The sequence below is a fragment of the Olleya sp. NP1-10 genome, assembly GCF_055804415.1.
On record NZ_CM147840.1, the window covers coordinates 1386628 to 1404316 of the forward strand.

Consider the following 17689-nt stretch of genomic DNA (forward strand, 5'->3'; position numbering starts at 1 on the left):
CGCTGAAAAGCGTGGTCTTTTTATTTAGATTATTTTCTTAATCCTAATTCTTTAACAATGGCACGATATCTTAAGACATCTTTTTTAGTTAGGTAGTCTAATAATGAACGACGTTTACCTACTAATTTTACAAGTGAGCGCTCAGTGTTATAATCCTTACGGTTTTTCTTTAAGTGCTCTGTTAAGTGGTTAATTCTGTATGTGAATAAAGCAATTTGCCCTTCAGCAGTACCTGTGTCTTGAGCATTTTTACCATGTTTAGCAAAAATCTCTTCTTTTTCTTTTTGATCTAAATACATTCTAATATTATTGTAAATGATTGTTATGTACACGAAAGCCTTTCTTTCGAGCTGCAAATATAGTTAATTTTATTGAATGGCAAACATTTGATTTAACTATAAGTAGGGTACAATCATTCATGATATCATTTGATATGTTAATGTGTATAGTATTTTCTTACAGTAAGTTGTGGTTTTTTTATTCTTTTTTTATGTTTCTTATAGTGTTTTGGTTGTTTTTTAAAATAAGAGGTTATATATTTATTGCGCTTTAAATCAATTTTTTATGTTACAAAACCTGTCTCTTGAGTTAGAAAAAGACAAGCTATTTGAAAATATATTTTCTTTTGCTAAAGAAGGTATTGCTATTGTTAGTCTATCAAGTGAGTGGATTAAAGTAAATAAAAGTGTTACTGATATTTTAGGATATACTGAAAGTGAATTATACACAATGACTTTTAAAGAACTCACGCATAAAGACGATTTAAAGCAGGATTTATATCAAATGAAGGCTTTAATTGCTGGCACTATAGATAATTATAGTATGGAGAAGCGTTATTTTCATGGTGAAGGACATATAATTTGGTGTAAATTAAGTGTGTCTTTAGTTAGAAGCGATGAGCAGCAACCTCTTTATTTTATTTCTCAGATATCAGACATTACTGAACGAAAAAGTAATGATCAAAAATTAGAACTAATGTTAACAGTTGCTGAAAAGCAAAAAAATAGGCTGTCTAATTTTGCAGATATTATTTCACATAATTTAAAAACTCATGCCACTAATTTAACAACTTTAGTTTCTTTTTTAGAAGAAGAATCTAATGATTTAGATGATATTGAAGATTTTGTTTTTTTAAAAGAATCTGTATCTAATCTAGGTGAAACAGTTTCTCATTTATCTAAAATTGCTAAAATTAAGGCTTTGGAGTTAAATGAAATAGAAGCATTAAATCTAAATGATTATGCTAATCAAGCTATGTATAATGTTAATGCATTGGCTAAACGTATTGAAGCCACTATTAATAATGACATTGATCCAAAGCATAATGTAAAAGCAATACCAGCCTATTTAGATAGTATCATTTTAAATTTTTTAACTAATGCTATTAAGTATGCTTCTAAAAAAAGAAAACTTAAGGTTAATATGTCTTCTAGAGTTAAAGGAGATTGTGTTATTTTAGATATATCTGATAACGGACTTGGTATTGATTTAGTTAAAAATGGAGCAAAGCTATTTGAAATGTATAAAACTTTCCATAAACACAAAGACGCTGTCGGTTTAGGATTATTTATTACGCGTAATCATGTCGAAGCTTTGGGAGGTTGTATTGACGTAGATAGTAAAGTAGATCAAGGAACAACTTTTTCTGTTCATTTTAAAAATGCTGAATGTTAAGATTACTAAGGTCGTTTAGATATTCAGTTTATAAACTTAATTAAATGAAATCCCATATATATACTTCTATCGTGTTACTAATCTGTTTTTGTAGTTGTGCAACACATAATAACAATAAGTCGAATCAGAACTTTACAGTAAAACAAACGAGTTTAATACTTAATGCAGACGCTAGTAAACCAATGCGAGTTTTTAAAATTAATGCGAAACAAGATTCCATATTATTAAGAAAAAAAGTACCTATGTTAAACCTGATATAAATGATGCCGTTTTAAAACAGTTTACTCAACGTTTATATTCTACTGTAAGAGACAGTATGTCAATGGGTGTTGGTATTGCTGCACCACAAGTAGGTATTTTGAAAAATATTATTTGGGTACAGCGTTTTGATAAAGATGATACACCTTTTGAGGTGTATTTAAATCCTGTTATAATTAATTATTCTGAAGAAAAGCAAACTAGGAGAGAGGGTTGCTTATCGATACCTAATCGTGCTGAAACCTTAGATTCTCGATCTAAAGTTATTACAATTGAATATGATACTATGGATGGTCAACATTTAACGGAAGATATTTCAGATTTTACTTCTGTTATTTTTCAGCATGAAATAGATCACTTAAACGGTATTTTGTTTTTAGATCATTTAGATAAAGAGATTAAAGATGCTAAATAATAAAAAAGCCTTACTTTTTAAAGTAAGGCTTTTTTGATTTATGCTCTTAATGGCTGATTGGTAATCAAATCTATATATTGATTTACCTTATTTTTTAATTCTTTACGTTGAGTAATGAAATCTAGAAAACCATGCTCTAGTAAAAACTCTGACGTTTGAAACCCTTCTGGTAATTCTTGTCCAGTAGTATCACGCACAACACGTGGTCCTGCAAAACCTATTAATGCTCCTGGTTCTGATATGTTAATATCTCCTAACATTGCAAATGATGCTGTCGTACCGCCTGTTGTTGGGTCTGTTGCTAAAGATATATAAGGTATACCAGCGTCTGCTAGTTGTCCTAATCTTGCTGATGTTTTTGCTAATTGCATTAATGACAATGCTGCTTCCATCATACGTGCACCTCCAGATTTTGAGATGACCATTAATGGTAATTTATGTTCTAATGAATATTCTGCAGCACGAGCTATTTTTTCTCCTACAACACTTCCCATTGACCCTCCAATAAAAGCAAAATCCATACAAGCAATGACTAAATCTTTTCCTTTTGATTTACCTACTGCACAACGTACAGCATCTTTTAGGTTTGTTTTATTCTCAGCAGCTTTTAAACGATCTGGATATTTTTTTGTGTCTTCAAACTTTAACGGGTCTTTTGAGGTTAAGTTTGCGTCAAGCTCTTTAAACTTATTGTCGTCAAATAATATTCCGAAATATTCTTTACTTCCTATTCTTACGTGGTAACCGTCTTCTGGACTTACGTAAAAGTTTTTTTCTAGCTCTTTTGAGTCTACTATTTTTCCGGTTGGAGATTTATACCACAGCCCTTTTGGAATGTCTTTTTTCTCTTCGGTTGCGGTTTGTATTCCTTTTTCTTTTCTTTTAAACCAAGCCATATTGATTTACTATTTTGGGATTAAGATTTTTAGATGTTTTCTAATAATCTATATTTTTTGTTAGTTTAGTTTGCTTTTGCAAGTGAACAAAATTACATTTTTTATTACTTAAACTCAAAAATTGTAGTGGCTATCTGTTTTTTTGTTGTTTTTGAGGTATAAAAAAATTCCGTTTAAGTCCTTTATTTACTAGGTTTAAACGGAATTTTATTTTATGTAATGTTCTTGGCTTGCGTTAGGGATTGTAGTGGCATCCTTTTTTGTTTTTTTCAAAAAAGATATAACGTAAAGCCCGACCCTTGGGTAACGCCAAAATTAATTTATAATGTGTTAACGTTGTTTAGGTCTTCAAATGCTTTTTTAAGACGCTCTACAAATGTTTGTTCTCCTTTACGTAACCAAACACGTGGATCGTAGTATTTTTTGTTTGGAGATTCTGGTCCATCTGGACTACCAATTTGAGATTGTAAGTAGTCTGTTTTTTCTGCCATGTAATCTCTTACTCCTGACATGAACGCGTATTGCATGTCTGTGTCGATGTTCATTTTTATAACTCCGTAGCCTATTGCTTCTCTAATTTCGTCTAGGGTTGATCCTGATCCACCGTGAAATACAAAGTCAATATGGTTGTGTGGTAAGTTGTGTTTTTGTGATAAAAACTCTTGTGAGTTTTTAAGGATTTTTGGTGTTAATTTTACGTTTCCTGGTTTGTATACACCATGTACGTTACCAAATGCAGCTGCGATAGTAAATTGGTCACTAACTTTGCTAAGCTCCTCATAAGCATAGGCTACTTCTTCTGGTTGTGTGTATAATTTAGACTCGTCTACATCACTGTTGTCTACTCCGTCTTCTTCTCCTCCAGTAATACCAAGTTCGATTTCTAATGTCATACCCATTTTGCTCATTCTGGCTAGGTATTGTTTACAGATTTCTATGTTTTCTTCAAGTGGCTCTTCACTTAAATCAATCATGTGTGAGCTATATAATGATTTTCCTGTTTCTTTAAAGTGTTGTTCGCTTGCGTCTAATAAACCGTCAATCCAAGGTAGTAATTTTTTAGCACAATGGTCTGTGTGTAAAATTACTGGTACACCATAGGCTTCTGCCATTAAGTGTACGTGTTTTGCTCCTGCAATAGATCCTGCAATGGCTGCTTTTTGATCTTCGTTGCTTAGTCCTTTTCCTGCGTTAAATTGTGCTCCACCATTAGAAAACTGAATGATTACTGGTGCATTTAATGCTGCTGCTGTTTCTAAAACACCGTTTATAGTGTCTGATCCAATAACGTTAACTGCTGGTAATGCAAATCCTTTTTCTTTTGCAAGTTTAAAAATTTCTTGTACTTCTTTTCCGGTTGCAACTCCTGGTTTTATATTATGAGCCATTTTATATGTATTTAGTTGTATTTGAATATATCTCAAAAGTAGTAAAAAATTGCTACGTTTTATTGCATTTTTTACAATAAAAGCACGCAAACGTTATAGCAAATTGAGTGTTTTATTTAGAATGGATAGTTGATACCTATGTTGTAAACTGCATTGGCAAAGTTGTAGTCTTTAAACCATCTGTTGCCTATTGTATAGGATGGATCATAGGTTTTAAAACCTATATCACCACGTAATACAAAAAAGTTAAAATCATAACGCAGTCCAAAACCAGATCCTACTGCTATGTCCTCTAAACTATCCAATCCAGAAAAGGTTGCTTCGTCTTGTTCTATATCATCAAAAACATTCCAGATGTTTCCTGCATCAACAAAAAAGGCTCCGTTTAAAGCGCCAAATAAATTAAAACGCTGTTCTGCACTTAAAGCTATTTTTAAGTTGGCTTCATTAAACTCGTTGCTGGTTTGCAAGCTTCCTGGTCCAAGGTTATAGGCAGACCATGCTCTGTTATCATTTGCTCCACCTGCAAAGAAACTTTTAGAAAAAGGGATGTTTGTCGAGTTACCATAAGGTACTGCAATACCAAAAAATGTTCTGATAGCTAATACGTTTTTGTAACCTAATTTCCAGTGTTTGATATAGTCAAGCTCTGTTTTTGCGTATTGAGAAAAAGCAACATTAAACATTTCATATTTTCCGTCTTCATTTTTTTCTAATCCTAATGCTCTTGATGTTAGTGCAAATAGGTTTCCTGCTAATTCAAATCTTGCTCTGAAAATTGAAAAATCCTCATCAGCTAAGTTGTCACGTCTGTCTTTTACGTAGCTAAAATTAGTAGCAAAAATAAGGTTGTCTTCGGTTAGTCTTTGTTTACGTTCGTTAATAGCATTAGCAGTATCTAAATCGTCTGTGGATAATATAGAATTGTAACTTCCGTTTGCTACTTGACTTAAAAAGGTGTTAGCTCCTGTTGGGATGCTTAAATCTTCAGTGTCAGTTATGAATCCACTAGTTTGAGCAATGGAATTTAAGGACTCATAAGACGTATTGTATACATTAAAATAATTTGCTGTATTTAAGTTTTTTACAAACTGAATATTAAATAAATCTAATTTATTTGTCACTTTATTGTTCGGATACCATTTATAATTGAAAGACCCAGTAAAACTTTGTTTATCTAACCCAATATTAGTCTGGCTAGTAGCAGCTACTGTTAAACTGGTAGACGGAAACATGAATTTAGGTATTATTTTTTCGGTATTAAATGGTGAGAATAGTCGTGGAATTGTAAGTTTTAGATTAGCACCAAGCTCGTTAATATCAAAAAAATGATCGTTATCATTATTACTATCCTTTGATGCTCCAATAGAAGTGAACCCAGAAATTTCTAGAGTTTCAGCTGCATTAAATACATTTCTTATTAATAAACTAGGGTTAATTGAAAAACCGATAGTTTGTATATTACTTTGCATAGCTTCAGTACTAAACTCTAATTCAAACTTTTGTAAAGGTGTTAGGTAGATATTTGCAGTAAGCGTCGTGTCTGGATTTTCGATATAATCAATGTTTGGGTATTTAAAGGTTCGTAAATCACTAATTTTTCTTGATGTTAGTGGTCTGTTTTTGTCTTTAAAAATAGTGTTTGGAGCAATAAACACAGCATTAGTTAAAGCTCTAGGTTTGTATTTAAGTTTTCCAATACTGTAAATGTTATAACCATCGTAGCTTGTCGTGTCACTTGTTGGTACGTTTCGGTCTTTGTAAGCGCTATTAGTGAAAATGTTTACATCTTTAACCTTGAAAATTTTAAATTTTTCTCTTCTGGAAATTTCATCTTCTCGGATAAGTTTGTCTTCTATTACTGTTGTTATATTTAGTTTATGGTTGCCTAAGATACTGTCACCAACAAAACTTACATAATCTTGACTAAAGTGATAAACACCATTGTTTCTCATTAAATCAACAATCCTGTCTTCCTCTCCATAAACATTTGAAATACGATATTGCTTACCTTGTTTAAGTAAGCTTTTTTCTTTGTGTTGGTTGTATATTTTTTCTACTTCAGGAGATCCAATGGTAACGTCAAGTGTGTCTAATATATATGGTTTACCCGTTGAAATTATGTAATCGATGGTTGCTTTTTTGTCATCACCTCTTGTTATTTTATAATCGGCTTTAGCATTAAACCATCCGTTTACTTTGTAGTAGTTTTCAATTTTAGTTATGGATTTATTTGTTAAAGTTGTGTCAACAATTACAGGAGCTTCACCTGTGCGTTTAATCCATTTATTAAAGTTGGCTTTAGATTCTAACCTTTTTTCTAATTGTTTTCTAGATAAAAATTTGGATTTACGCTCCATTTTATCTGGTTTACTATAATATTCGGCGTTTAAAATAGAATCTATATTTGGACGCGCAGTGTTGTAAAAATAGAGTCTTAAAGGTATGTTGGTGTATGGTATTGGTAATCTTGTATTTGGTTTTTGGTACAATAAATTTGAAATAGTATCATTAGTTACTTTTTGATCGTTAATAGTTAATGTATTTTTTGTTAGAAGGTGCTGGTTTTTGGCTACGCGTTTAACCGTATCACATGCATTTAACAAGTAAGTTAATACTACTAAAAGGACAATTTTAAACTGATAATTTTTCAAGAGAGATGTAACTGTTTCGGGTGTTTAATGCAAATTTTATGCCTGAAATTGACTTTGTATTCAAAAATACACTATTTAATTAATAAAGTAATTTTAAATAAATAGAAACACACAAATGCTAACTGCAAATTTTTCATTTTCTTTATAAAAATTTTAAATATTGTGATTTCTAAAAATCAAATCAAAAGTATAACGCGCTTAAAGCAGAAAAAATATAGACAACAAGAAGGTTTATTTATTGCTGAAGGTGTTAAAGTCATACGCGAGTTTTTAGACTCGTCGTTTAGTTTGGTAGATTTATTTACTACCGAAACTTTTAATGTTGACACCGAAACTTTAATTACTGCTGCAGAACTTAAAAAAATAAGTTGTTTAACAACACCAAATACCGCTTTAGCTATTTTTAAAATCCCTAACTCAAAAGCAGAAATTGGAAACGAATTGGTTGTTGCTTTGGATGCTGTAAGAGACCCAGGAAATTTAGGAACAATTATAAGATTGTGTGATTGGTTTGGTGTTAAAAACCTTGTTTGTAGTTCAGAGACTGTAGACTGTTACAACCCTAAAGTTGTTCAAGCCACTATGGGGTCATTAAAACGCGTTAATATTACATATACAGATTTGGACTTGTTTTTAAAAGAGACTACTTTACCTGTGTTTGGTGCTTTTATGGATGGTCAAAATGTTTATAAATCAAACTTACCTAAAGCAGGAGTTTTAATATTAGGAAACGAAGCAAACGGTATATCAAAAACTATAGAAGCTTCTGTAACAGATAAAATTAGTATCCCACGATTTGGAGATTTCCAAGCTACAGAAAGTTTAAATGTTGCTACTGCAGGTGCTATTTTATTAAGTGAATTTAGAAGAGGGTAGTTTTACTGTACAGTAAAATTTATAAAAACACCTCTTGTTTGCATTTGTGAGATGTTACCTGTCCATGGACTGTTTGGATCCTGATCTCTAACTAATTCGTCTTTCATTGCAAAAACACCTCTAAGCGAAGGTGTAAACTTAAAACGATCCAAATAAAAATCGATACCAATACCAAGTTCAAAAAACTGCATATTTTTAACCATTCTAAAAGCACCAGAATAATTGTCGTCAGGATTTTTCTCGTTACTAGATAAATTAATAGCTGTAGAGACTCCTGTTAAAATAAAAGGTTTGATGTTGTTAACACGTTTAGTAGAAATCTTTAATAGTAAAGGGAAATAGACATAGGTAGATTTAATTTCTCGTAATAAATCAGAATCTGAAACCTCGTCTTCAAAACCATCAAAATAATTTTCTTGATAATTTAAATTACGTTGAGAGATTACTAAACCTGGTTCAAATCTAAGGTCAAAATAATCGTTAAGGCGTATATTACCAAGTAATCCAACATTAAAACCAACGGTACGTTCCGTTTGGATATCTCCAAGGTTTTGGTTATAATCAAATTTAAAATCTAAATTATTAAATCCAAGGTAATAACCCCAACTTAGCTTTGCTTTATCAACAGTTTCAAGGTTTTTAATTTTTTCTTTAGAAAATAATTGAGCTTGAGACACATTTGCAATTAAAAGTGCAATTGCTAAAAAGTAAATATGTTTTGTAGTCATTATTGTTTTGATGCTTTGTAAATTGTAGCTACACCAAATGTTTGAGGCATATCTGTAACATTAATAAACCCAATTTTTCTTAAAATATTGTTTAAAGCTTCTCCATAAGGAAATGCATTAGCACTTTCGCTTAGATATTTATAAGCAGTTTTGTCTTTAGAAAATAGTTTACCAACGGTTGGTAAAATGACTTTAGAATGAAATTGATAGCCTTGTTTAAAAGGAAACTTAGTTGGTACAGACGTTTCTAAAATAACAAATATTCCACCAGGTTTTAAAACTCGTAAAATATCTTTTAAACCATTTTCCAAAGTTTCAAAATTTCTAACACCAAACGCTACAGTAATAGCATCAAAAGTATTGTCATCAAACGGAAGGTTTTCAGAATCACCAATAACCATTTCAATTTTTTGATCTAGTTTTTTGGTTTTTATTTTCTGCTTTCCAACCTCTAGCATTCCACTACTAATATCAAGACCGATAATTTTTTCGGCACTAGTTTCGGCTAAATTAATTGCTAAATCACCAGTTCCAGTTGCTATATCTAATACGTTTTTAGGATTAGTAGCCTTAACTAAAGCAACTACCTTTTTTCTCCATTTAATATCAATACCAAAAGAGATTACTCGGTTTAAACCATCATATTCACCAGAAATGGTGTCAAACATTTTAGTAACCTGTTCTTTTTTGCCTAAGTCGCTATTTTTGTAGGGATTTACTTTTGTCAAAATCAATTTTTTTACAAAGATAATGCATTCAGAATAGTCTGTAAAACTTCAAAAGAATAAATAATTGACACTTAAATATTTAAATTAAGTACCTTTGTATTCCCTATATTTATAAATAATATGAAAATAATTATTGCTGGAGCTGGTGAAGTTGGATTTCATTTAGCAAAATTATTGTCTTACGAGTCTCAAGAAATAACACTTATTGATACCCATAGAGACAGTTTGTCCTACGCAGATAACCATTTAGATATCAAAGTTATAAAAGGTGATGCGACATCTATAGCTATTCTAAAAGAGGCAAAAATAGATCGTGCAGACTTGTTAATTGGTGTTACAGCGTCAGAGACTACAAATATTACGGTTTGTGTTTTGGCCAAACAATTAGGAGCTAAACGTACTATTGCTAGAATTTCTAATACCGAATTTATAAAACATAAAGATGAGGTTGGTTTTACTAGATTTGGTATTGACGAACTGATTTCTCCTGAAAGTTTAGCAGCCTCAGAGATTGAATTACTTTTAAATCAATCCGCTTTTAAAGATAGTTACGAGTTTGAAGGTGGAGCATTAACAATGGTTAGTTTAAATCTAACCAGAACTGCTGGTTTTGTTGGTAAAACGGTAAAAGAAGCAGCTCAGCTCTTTTCAGAAATTCATTTTGTGCCAATTGCTATTCAGCGTTTTGGGACACAGTATACAATTATACCAAGAGGAGATACGCAATTTAGAGAAGGTGATAATGTCGTGTTTATTACCTGCGCAAGTGGAGGAGATGAGTTGTGTAAAATGACAGGAAAAACTAACACGCCTGTTAAGGATGTTATGATTTTAGGAGGTAGTAAAATTGGGTATAAAACTGCTCGAGACTTATCTGCAAACGGTTTTAATGTCAAATTAATTGAAAATAATAAAGATGTCGCTTTTGATTTAGCAGACGATTTGCCAAAAGTTCTAGTCATAAATGGTGATGGACGTAATGTCGAGTTGTTAGATGAAGAAAATATAGGCGAAATGGATGCGTTTATTTCGGTTACAGGTAATTCTGAAACCAATATAATGTCCTGTTTAGTGGCTAAATCTAAAGGGGTTAAAAAAACAATCGCTTTAGTTGAAAACATGGATTATTTTGAGTTATCGCAATCCATAGGTATTGATACTTTAATCAATAAAAAACTATTAGCAGCAAACAATATATTTAGATACATACGTAAAGGTGAAGTCGTGGCAATGACTAAACTTAATAACATGAATGCTGAGCTTCTCGAGTTTAGGGTTAAAGCTACTTCTAAGATTTGTAATAAGTTAATAAAGGATGTTAAGTTTCCGCGTTCCGCAATTGTTGGAGGTGTAATTAGAGGAGAAAAAGGTATTATTGCTTTAGGTGATTTTAGGATTGAAGAAGGAGACTACATTGTAGTTTGTTGCTTGCCAAGATCTATTAAAGAAGTTGAAAAACTATTTTTATAATGGGAAAAGGACTACGCCTTAACTACAAAATAATTTTTTATTTTTTGGACTATTATTGGTTTTTAACGGAGGTTTTATTCTGTTATCAGCTTTAGTGAGTTTTTTTATAAAGATGGTGTTACTTTGCAATTACTATCTTCAGGTTCTGGAATTTTAATTTTGGGCCTTATTGGGATGTATCATCATCGCAATCACAACAAAGAGATGAATAAGCGGGAAGGATACATTGTCGTATCTTTTGGATGGATTGTGATGTCTATATCTGGTGCAATTCCTTATTTGGCATCAGGTGCAATACCTAATTTTACTAACGCTTTTTTTGAAACCATGTCTGGTTTTACAACTACAGGAGCTTCAATTTTAAATGATATTGAAATTGTGCCAAAAGGGGTTTTATTCTGGAGAAGCTTAACGCATTGGATTGGAGGTATGGGTATTATTGTATTAGCAGTTGCTATCCTACCCTTATTAGGGATTGGTGGTATGCAATTATTTGCTGCTGAAGCACCAGGACCAAGTGCAGATAAGTTACATCCTCGTATTACAGATACAGCTAAGCGATTATGGTTAATTTATTTTGGATACACAGCTGCTGAAACTATTTTACTTAAAGTAGCAGGAATGAGCTTTTTTGATGCAGTAAATCACTCGATGTGTACGTTGTCCACCGGAGGTTTTTCTACCAAAAATGCTAGTGTTGCCTACTGGAACAACAAGCCAATTATACAATATATCATTATCTTTTTTATGTTTTTAGCAGGCTCTAACTTTGTATTAAGTTACTTTGCTTTTAAAGGTAAAGTGCAAAAAGTAATTCAAGATGAAGAGTTTAAATTATACTTTAAGTTTGTCGCTATTTTTACTTTAATAGCAGCATTAATAATTTATTTTAGAGCAGATTTAACCTTATCTACAATAGACCATCCAATGGTTTGGGGAGCTGGTGAAAGTGCTTTTAGACACTCCTTGTTTCAAGTGTTATCTGTAATTACAACTACAGGATTTGTTACAGCAGATTATACTTTATGGACACCGTTTTTAGTGGTATTCTTCTTTGGTTTAATGTTTTTAGGAGGTTCTGCTGGTAGTACAGCAGGAGGTGTAAAAGTGGTTCGTCATTTAGTTTTAATTAAAAACGGATTTTTAGAGTTTAAACGTACATTGCACCCAAATGCAATAGTACCTGTTAGATATAATAAAAAAGCTATTTCTAAAGAGATTGTATTTAATATTCTAGGTTTTTTCATATTGTATATGATAGCTTTTATTATTGGAGCATTAGGCTTTTCTATGATGGGAATAAACTATGAATCTTCTGTTGGTATCGCAGCCTCAAGTTTAGGTAATGTTGGTCCTGCTTTAGGTCAGTTTGGTCCAGTAAATAATTATGCTTCACTTCCTGCTATAGGTAAATGGTGGTCGGCATTTTTAATGTTAATTGGTCGTTTAGAGTTGTTTACAGTACTTATTTTGTTAACGCCTTTTTTCTGGAGAAATAGATAATTACATTCTTATTTAGTTAAAATATGTAACTTTTATAATAAAGCTGCTACTTATAGGTAAAGCAGCTTTTTTTATGAGGTAATTTTTAAATTTTAGAATTGAAATCTAAAATCTGAAGGTTATAAAGTTTAATGTCTGAAGTTTTTCAGAATAAAATATTTTAATCATGGGAGGAGAAGGATCAATGATGGCTGCAAACCAGTCGTTAAAAAGTAATAGAGGTATGCTGGCAAAACGTAAAGAGAAGTCTTTTAGTTTTGTTACTAACTCTACTGAGAAAACAGAATACAATTTACCTGAAATTTCTGAAGCTTCAATATTATTATTACGACAGAAGCTTCAAAAGGAACATAAACAAAGACGTATAAAACAAATCATACTATTAATAATTGTCGTTTTTGTTATGTTTGGTGCATTAATATATTTTGCATAAAAAAAGCCTTACATAAAATCATGTAAGGCTTTTTTGTGTTTTAAAATTACAGTTAGCTAACTGCTTCTTTAATTCGTTTTATAGCTTCTTTAATTTCCTTTTGTGAAGCTGCATAGCTTATTCTTATACAGTTTGGATTACCAAAAGCATCACCAGTTACAGTAGCAACTAAAGCTTCTTCTAATAGAAATAAAGAGAAATCTGTAGCGTTGTTAATGGTTTTTTCTTTCAAAGTCTTTCCGAAAAAATGAGATACATCAGGAAAAACATAAAATGCACCTTCTGGTGTGTTTGTATTAAAACCTTCAATGTTGCTTAATAAATCTAAGACTAAATCACGACGTACTTTAAATTCGTCAATCATAAATTTTACAACTGTTGGATCAGCGTTTAAAGCAGTAATAACTGCACGTTGTGCAATACAGTTTGCACCACTTGTTACCTGACCTTGCATTTTGTTACACGCACGGGCTATCCAATCTGGTGCACCAATGTAACCAATACGCCAACCAGTCATAGCAAAAGCTTTTGAGACTCCGTTTACAGTTATAGTGTTGTCAAACATACCCTCTACGTTTGCCATACTTGCGTGTGGTTTTCCTGTGTAATTTATATGTTCATAAATTTCATCAGAAACAACATAAATATTTGGATGTTTTTTTAAGATTTCGGCTAAAGCCTCTAGTTCTTTTTCACTATATAAAGATCCACTTGGGTTACAAGGACTACTAAACCATAACATTTTTGTCTTTGGTGTAATAGCAGCTTCTAACTGTGCAGGTGTCATTTTAAAGTCCGTATCAATACTTGTTTTAACTTCAACAGGGACACCATCGTTTAGCTTTACAATATCAGAATAACTAACCCAATAAGGACATGGTAAAATAACCTCGTCTCCTTGATTAAGCATTACTGCTGCAACGTTTGCTAAACTTTGCTTAGCTCCAGTAGAAACAACAATTTGTGGTAAAGTATATGTTAATTTATTATCACGTTTAAATTTAGTAATAATAGCTTCTTTTAATTCTTGATATCCATCAACTGGTGTATATGAGTTGTAATCTTCATTTATAGCTTGGATAGCTGCGTTTTTAATAAAATCTGGTGTATTAAAATCAGGTTCTCCTAAACTTAAACCGATAATATCTTTGCCTTCGCCTCTAAGCTCTCTAGCTTTTGCTGCCATAGCTAAAGTGGCAGAAGTGGACATGTTTAAAATACGGTTAGAAAGTGATTGGCTCATAAATATATAGTATTTGTAATAAAGTAATTAATTAAGCTAAGTTAGGGTTTTGTCCTAAAACTTTAAGTTGATTGTAGTGTTCAGATATTGCTTTCCACATGGTTTTGTATTCGTTATATGGTAAGCTAAACTCATGTGCAGTTTCTTTTACAATCTTAGCGATGTGCTTGTAATGTACATGACTAATATGTGCAAATAAATGATGTTCTACTTGTCTGTTTAATCCTCCTGTGTAAAACTCTACTAACCAGTTTTTAGGCGAAAAGTTAGAAGTAGTAAATAATTGGTGAATAGCCCAAGTGTTTTTCATGTTTCCGTTTTCATCAGGAATTGGCATGTCAGTATTTGGCATAACATGTGCCAATTGAAACACAACACTTAAAATTATTCCTGCAGTATAATGCATGATTAAAAATCCAATTAAAACTTGCCACCAAGTATACCCTAATGATAAAGGTAAAACAACCCAAATAGCATAATACAATATTTTACCAATAATTAATTTGGTCCATTGTGTAGCAGGCTTAGGAAAATCTCCATAAGATAATTTTCTTTTTAAGTAGTTGTAGGTTTGTTTAAAATCTGTTGTAATTGCCCAATTTACCGTTAGTAAACCATAAAGTAAAAAAGCATAATATTTTTGGTATTGATGGATTTTTAGCCATTTTGAATGTTTAGAAAATCTAATGATTCGTCCTGCATCAATGTCTTCATCATGACCTTCAATATTAGTATAAGTATGGTGTAAAACATTGTGTTGTACTTTCCAGTTGTAATCGTTTCCAGCTAAAATATGGATGCTACTACCCATTAATCTGTTAACCCATTTTTTACTAGAAAATGAACCATGATTGGCATCATGCATTACATTCATACCAACACCAGCCATACCTACGCCTATAATCATAACGCATATAATTAATAGCCAAGCAGGTAAATCAACAGACAATAATAGCGCTAATGGGCCTAATAATAGGGTGAACATTACTATTGCTTTGATGTATAATTTCCAGTTTCCTGTTTTTTTTATGTTGTTCTCTTTAAAGTAATTGTTAACACGTTTATTTAGTGTTTTAAAAAATTTTGCAGAGTCTATTCGTGAGAATGTTACTGTTTGCTTTGTCATTGTACTTGTATTCTTTTTTATTGTAACGAAAAAAATCGTCAAATAATATTTGTTAACAAAGATAATTAATTAAGCAAAACAGAAGCTCCTTTTTTTATGTTAAAATGCATATTTTTGCCGAAAATTATATAAGATTATGGAGCTGATTTTAAAGTATTTTCCTGATTTAACACCATTACAGATAGAACAATTTACAAAGCTTGAAGCTTTATATCAAGATTGGAATTTGAAAATTAATGTGGTGTCAAGAAAAGATATTGACGAGTTGTATTTAAGACACGTTTTACACTCTTTGGCAATTGCTAAAGTCATGGATTTTAAAAGCGGAAGCTCTATGATGGACGTTGGTACAGGAGGAGGATTTCCAGGTATACCTTTAGCTATTTTATATCCAGAATGTGAGTTTCATTTGGTAGATAGTATTAATAAAAAACTGAATGTGGTACGTGAGGTAGTTGCAGGTTTAGAATTGCAAAATGTAAAAGTGACTCATAGTCGTGTTGAAGAAATTAAAGAAACATACGATTTTATTATAAGTCGCGCAGTAGCTGCAATGCCAACTTTTGTGCATTGGATAAAAGGAAAAGTGGCCAAGACACAACAAAATGACTTGAAAAACGGAATTCTTTATCTTAAAGGTGGAGATTTAACAGAAGAGTTAAAAAATTATCAAACAACTACAATTTATAATATTTCTGATTTTTATGAAGAAGACTTTTTTGAAACCAAAAAGGTTGTTCATTTACCAATAAAATGGAAAGCTAATTAATAAAAAAAGCCTCACAATTGTGAGGCTTTTTTTATTAATTATATTGATTGGATATTATAATCCAAATTCAGCTTTTACTTTATCAACGTAGTCAAGTTTTTCCCAAGTAAATAATTCAACATCAACAGTAATGTCTCCACCATTTGGTCTAGAAAAAGTTTTAGATACAGTCTCGCTTTGTCTCCCCATGTGTCCATAAGCAGCAGTTTCGCTGTACATTGGGTTACGTAATTTTAATCGGTCTTCAATAGCAGATGGACGCATATCAAATATCTTAGATATTTTCTCAGCAATTTCACCATCAGTCATATTAAAAGCGCAAGTTCCGTAAGTATCAACAAAAATTCCCATTGGTTCAACAACACCAATTGCATAAGATACTTGTACTAGAATTTCATCACATACACCAGCAGCAACTAAATTTTTAGCAATATGTCTTGTTGCGTAAGCTGCACTTCTGTCTACTTTACTAGGATCTTTTCCAGAAAATGCTCCACCACCATGCGCACCTTTTCCTCCATAAGTATCAACAATAATCTTACGACCAGTTAGTCCTGTATCACCATGTGGTCCTCCAATTACAAATTTTCCTGTTGGATTGATGTGATATTTAATGTCATCATTAAATAAAGCTTGTGTTGCTTCCGGTAATTTAGCAACCACTCTAGGTATTAAAATTTCAACAATATCTTTTCTGATTTTTGATAACATAGCGTCATCTTCTGCAGCAAAATCATCATGTTGTGTTGATACGACTATAGCGTCAATACGTTGTGGTGTGTTGTCATCACTATATTCGATAGTAACTTGACTTTTAGAATCAGGTCTAAGGTAAGTAATGTCTTTATTTTCGCGACGTAACTCCGCTAATTCAATTAAGATTTTATGAGATAAATCTAAAGCTAAAGGCATATAGTTTTCTGTCTCGCGTGTTGCATAACCAAACATCATACCTTGATCACCTGCACCTTGTTCTTCTTTGCTAGCACGATCAACACCACGATTTATATCGTCTGATTGCTCATGTATAGCACTAAAAACACCACAAGAGTTACCATCAAACATGTATTCGCTTTTGGTATAACCTATTTTGTTAATTGTGTCTCTTGCAATTTTTTGTACGTCAAGGTAAGTGTTAGATTTAACTTCTCCAGCAAGTACCACTTGACCTGTTGTAACTAACGTCTCGCAAGCCACTTTACTATCTTTATCAAAAGCTAAAAAGTTGTCTATTAAAGCATCACTAATTTGATCTGCTACTTTGTCTGGGTGTCCTTCAGACACACTTTCTGATGTAAATAAATACGCCATATTTGTTTTTTAAAATGTATATATAGATTTGACGAAAGCGTCCAAGGAAGTTTACACTGCCTTTAGCATTTTTTAATGAGGTTGCAATCAGTCAAATCCGTCCTCTAATTTATTGAGATGCAAAAGTAAGAAAATAAAGTAGTTTTTTAAGACACATAAAGTTAAAAATAGTTAATAGATGTTTTATATTCTATTAAGTATTCAGTAAAAATCAGTA

At 31.8% G+C, this 17689-nt stretch carries 15 protein-coding genes and 1 pseudogene; 7 read left to right on the forward strand and 9 right to left on the reverse strand.

The features are described 5' to 3' along the window. Nucleotides 1–29: 29 nt before the first annotated feature. Nucleotides 30–299 carry a 30S ribosomal protein S15 gene (gene rpsO, locus AC0L4B_RS06380; RefSeq protein WP_473439033.1) on the reverse strand — a complete coding sequence of 90 codons (270 nt, stop codon included), beginning with the start codon at nt 297–299 and terminating at the stop codon, nt 30–32. A 265-nt stretch (nt 300–564) separates the two neighbouring features. Between rpsO and AC0L4B_RS06385 the strand changes: the two genes are divergently transcribed. Both AC0L4B_RS06385 and def read left to right on the forward strand, forming a co-directional pair. Then, nucleotides 565–1674 carry a sensor histidine kinase gene (locus tag AC0L4B_RS06385; RefSeq protein WP_473439034.1) on the forward strand — a complete coding sequence of 370 codons (1110 nt, stop codon included), beginning with the start codon at nt 565–567 and terminating at the stop codon, nt 1672–1674. A gap of 256 nt (nt 1675–1930) precedes the next feature. Further along, nucleotides 1931–2347, forward strand: a complete 417-nt coding sequence (def, locus tag AC0L4B_RS06390) for a peptide deformylase (RefSeq protein ID WP_473439406.1) — start codon at nt 1931–1933, stop codon at nt 2345–2347. A gap of 38 nt (nt 2348–2385) precedes the next feature. Here the strand turns inward: def and accD are convergent, their stop codons facing one another. From accD to tamL, 3 genes are all read right to left on the reverse strand, one after another. Next, a complete protein-coding gene (gene accD, locus AC0L4B_RS06395) occupies nt 2386–3243 on the reverse strand; it encodes an acetyl-CoA carboxylase, carboxyltransferase subunit beta (RefSeq protein ID WP_473439035.1) in 858 nt (285 codons plus the stop codon). Between the two features lie 320 nt (nt 3244–3563). Then, a complete protein-coding gene (gene fbaA / locus AC0L4B_RS06400; protein WP_473439036.1) occupies nt 3564–4631 on the reverse strand; it encodes a class II fructose-bisphosphate aldolase in 1068 nt (355 codons plus the stop codon). A 116-nt stretch (nt 4632–4747) separates the two neighbouring features. Beyond that, nucleotides 4748–7285 carry a translocation and assembly module lipoprotein TamL gene (gene tamL / locus AC0L4B_RS06405; protein ID WP_473439037.1) on the reverse strand — a complete coding sequence of 846 codons (2538 nt, stop codon included), beginning with the start codon at nt 7283–7285 and terminating at the stop codon, nt 4748–4750. Nucleotides 7286–7447: 162 nt separating this feature from the next. Between tamL and AC0L4B_RS06410 the strand changes: the two genes are divergently transcribed. Beyond that, entirely contained in the window at nt 7448–8161 is a 714-nt protein-coding gene (locus AC0L4B_RS06410; protein ID WP_473439038.1) for a TrmH family RNA methyltransferase, read from the forward strand. A gap of 2 nt (nt 8162–8163) precedes the next feature. Here the strand turns inward: AC0L4B_RS06410 and porT are convergent, their stop codons facing one another. Further along, a complete protein-coding gene (gene porT / locus AC0L4B_RS06415; RefSeq protein WP_473439039.1) occupies nt 8164–8889 on the reverse strand; it encodes a type IX secretion/gliding motility protein PorT/SprT in 726 nt (241 codons plus the stop codon). Beyond that, nucleotides 8889–9617 carry a bifunctional demethylmenaquinone methyltransferase/2-methoxy-6-polyprenyl-1,4-benzoquinol methylase UbiE gene (gene ubiE / locus AC0L4B_RS06420; protein WP_028289060.1) on the reverse strand — a complete coding sequence of 243 codons (729 nt, stop codon included), beginning with the start codon at nt 9615–9617 and terminating at the stop codon, nt 8889–8891. Before ubiE ends, porT begins: the two co-directional genes overlap by 1 nt. 120 nt (nt 9618–9737) lie before the next feature. Between ubiE and trkA the strand changes: the two genes are divergently transcribed. The 3 genes and pseudogenes from trkA to AC0L4B_RS06435 all read left to right on the forward strand — a co-directional run bounded on the left by trkA (nt 9738) and on the right by AC0L4B_RS06435 (nt 13023). Next, complete coding sequence (gene trkA / locus AC0L4B_RS06425; RefSeq protein ID WP_289043195.1) at nt 9738–11087, forward strand: Trk system potassium transporter TrkA; 1350 nt, start codon at nt 9738–9740, stop codon at nt 11085–11087. Continuing rightward, nucleotides 11087–12590 (forward strand): annotated as a pseudogene (locus tag AC0L4B_RS06430) (TrkH family potassium uptake protein). The gene trkA and the pseudogene AC0L4B_RS06430 overlap by 1 nt, the downstream one beginning before the upstream one ends. 166 nt (nt 12591–12756) lie before the next feature. Beyond that, entirely contained in the window at nt 12757–13023 is a 267-nt protein-coding gene (locus tag AC0L4B_RS06435; RefSeq protein ID WP_473439040.1) for a hypothetical protein, read from the forward strand. A gap of 52 nt (nt 13024–13075) precedes the next feature. Here AC0L4B_RS06435 and AC0L4B_RS06440 read toward each other — a convergent pair whose 3' ends face one another. Together AC0L4B_RS06440 and AC0L4B_RS06445 are read right to left on the reverse strand one after the other, a co-directional pair. Further along, nucleotides 13076–14266 carry a pyridoxal phosphate-dependent aminotransferase gene (locus AC0L4B_RS06440; RefSeq protein ID WP_473439041.1) on the reverse strand — a complete coding sequence of 397 codons (1191 nt, stop codon included), beginning with the start codon at nt 14264–14266 and terminating at the stop codon, nt 13076–13078. A 31-nt stretch (nt 14267–14297) separates the two neighbouring features. Continuing rightward, on the reverse strand, nt 14298–15392 hold the full coding sequence (locus AC0L4B_RS06445; protein ID WP_028289055.1) for a fatty acid desaturase family protein: 1095 nt from the start codon (nt 15390–15392) through the stop codon (nt 14298–14300). Between the two features lie 136 nt (nt 15393–15528). On the opposite strand from AC0L4B_RS06445, the gene rsmG reads away from it, so the two are divergent. Beyond that, complete coding sequence (rsmG, locus tag AC0L4B_RS06450; protein ID WP_473439042.1) at nt 15529–16161, forward strand: 16S rRNA (guanine(527)-N(7))-methyltransferase RsmG; 633 nt, start codon at nt 15529–15531, stop codon at nt 16159–16161. 54 nt (nt 16162–16215) lie between these two features. Here rsmG and metK read toward each other — a convergent pair whose 3' ends face one another. Beyond that, on the reverse strand, nt 16216–17472 hold the full coding sequence (gene metK / locus AC0L4B_RS06455) for a methionine adenosyltransferase (RefSeq protein ID WP_473439043.1): 1257 nt from the start codon (nt 17470–17472) through the stop codon (nt 16216–16218). Nucleotides 17473–17689: the final 217 nt, after the last annotated feature.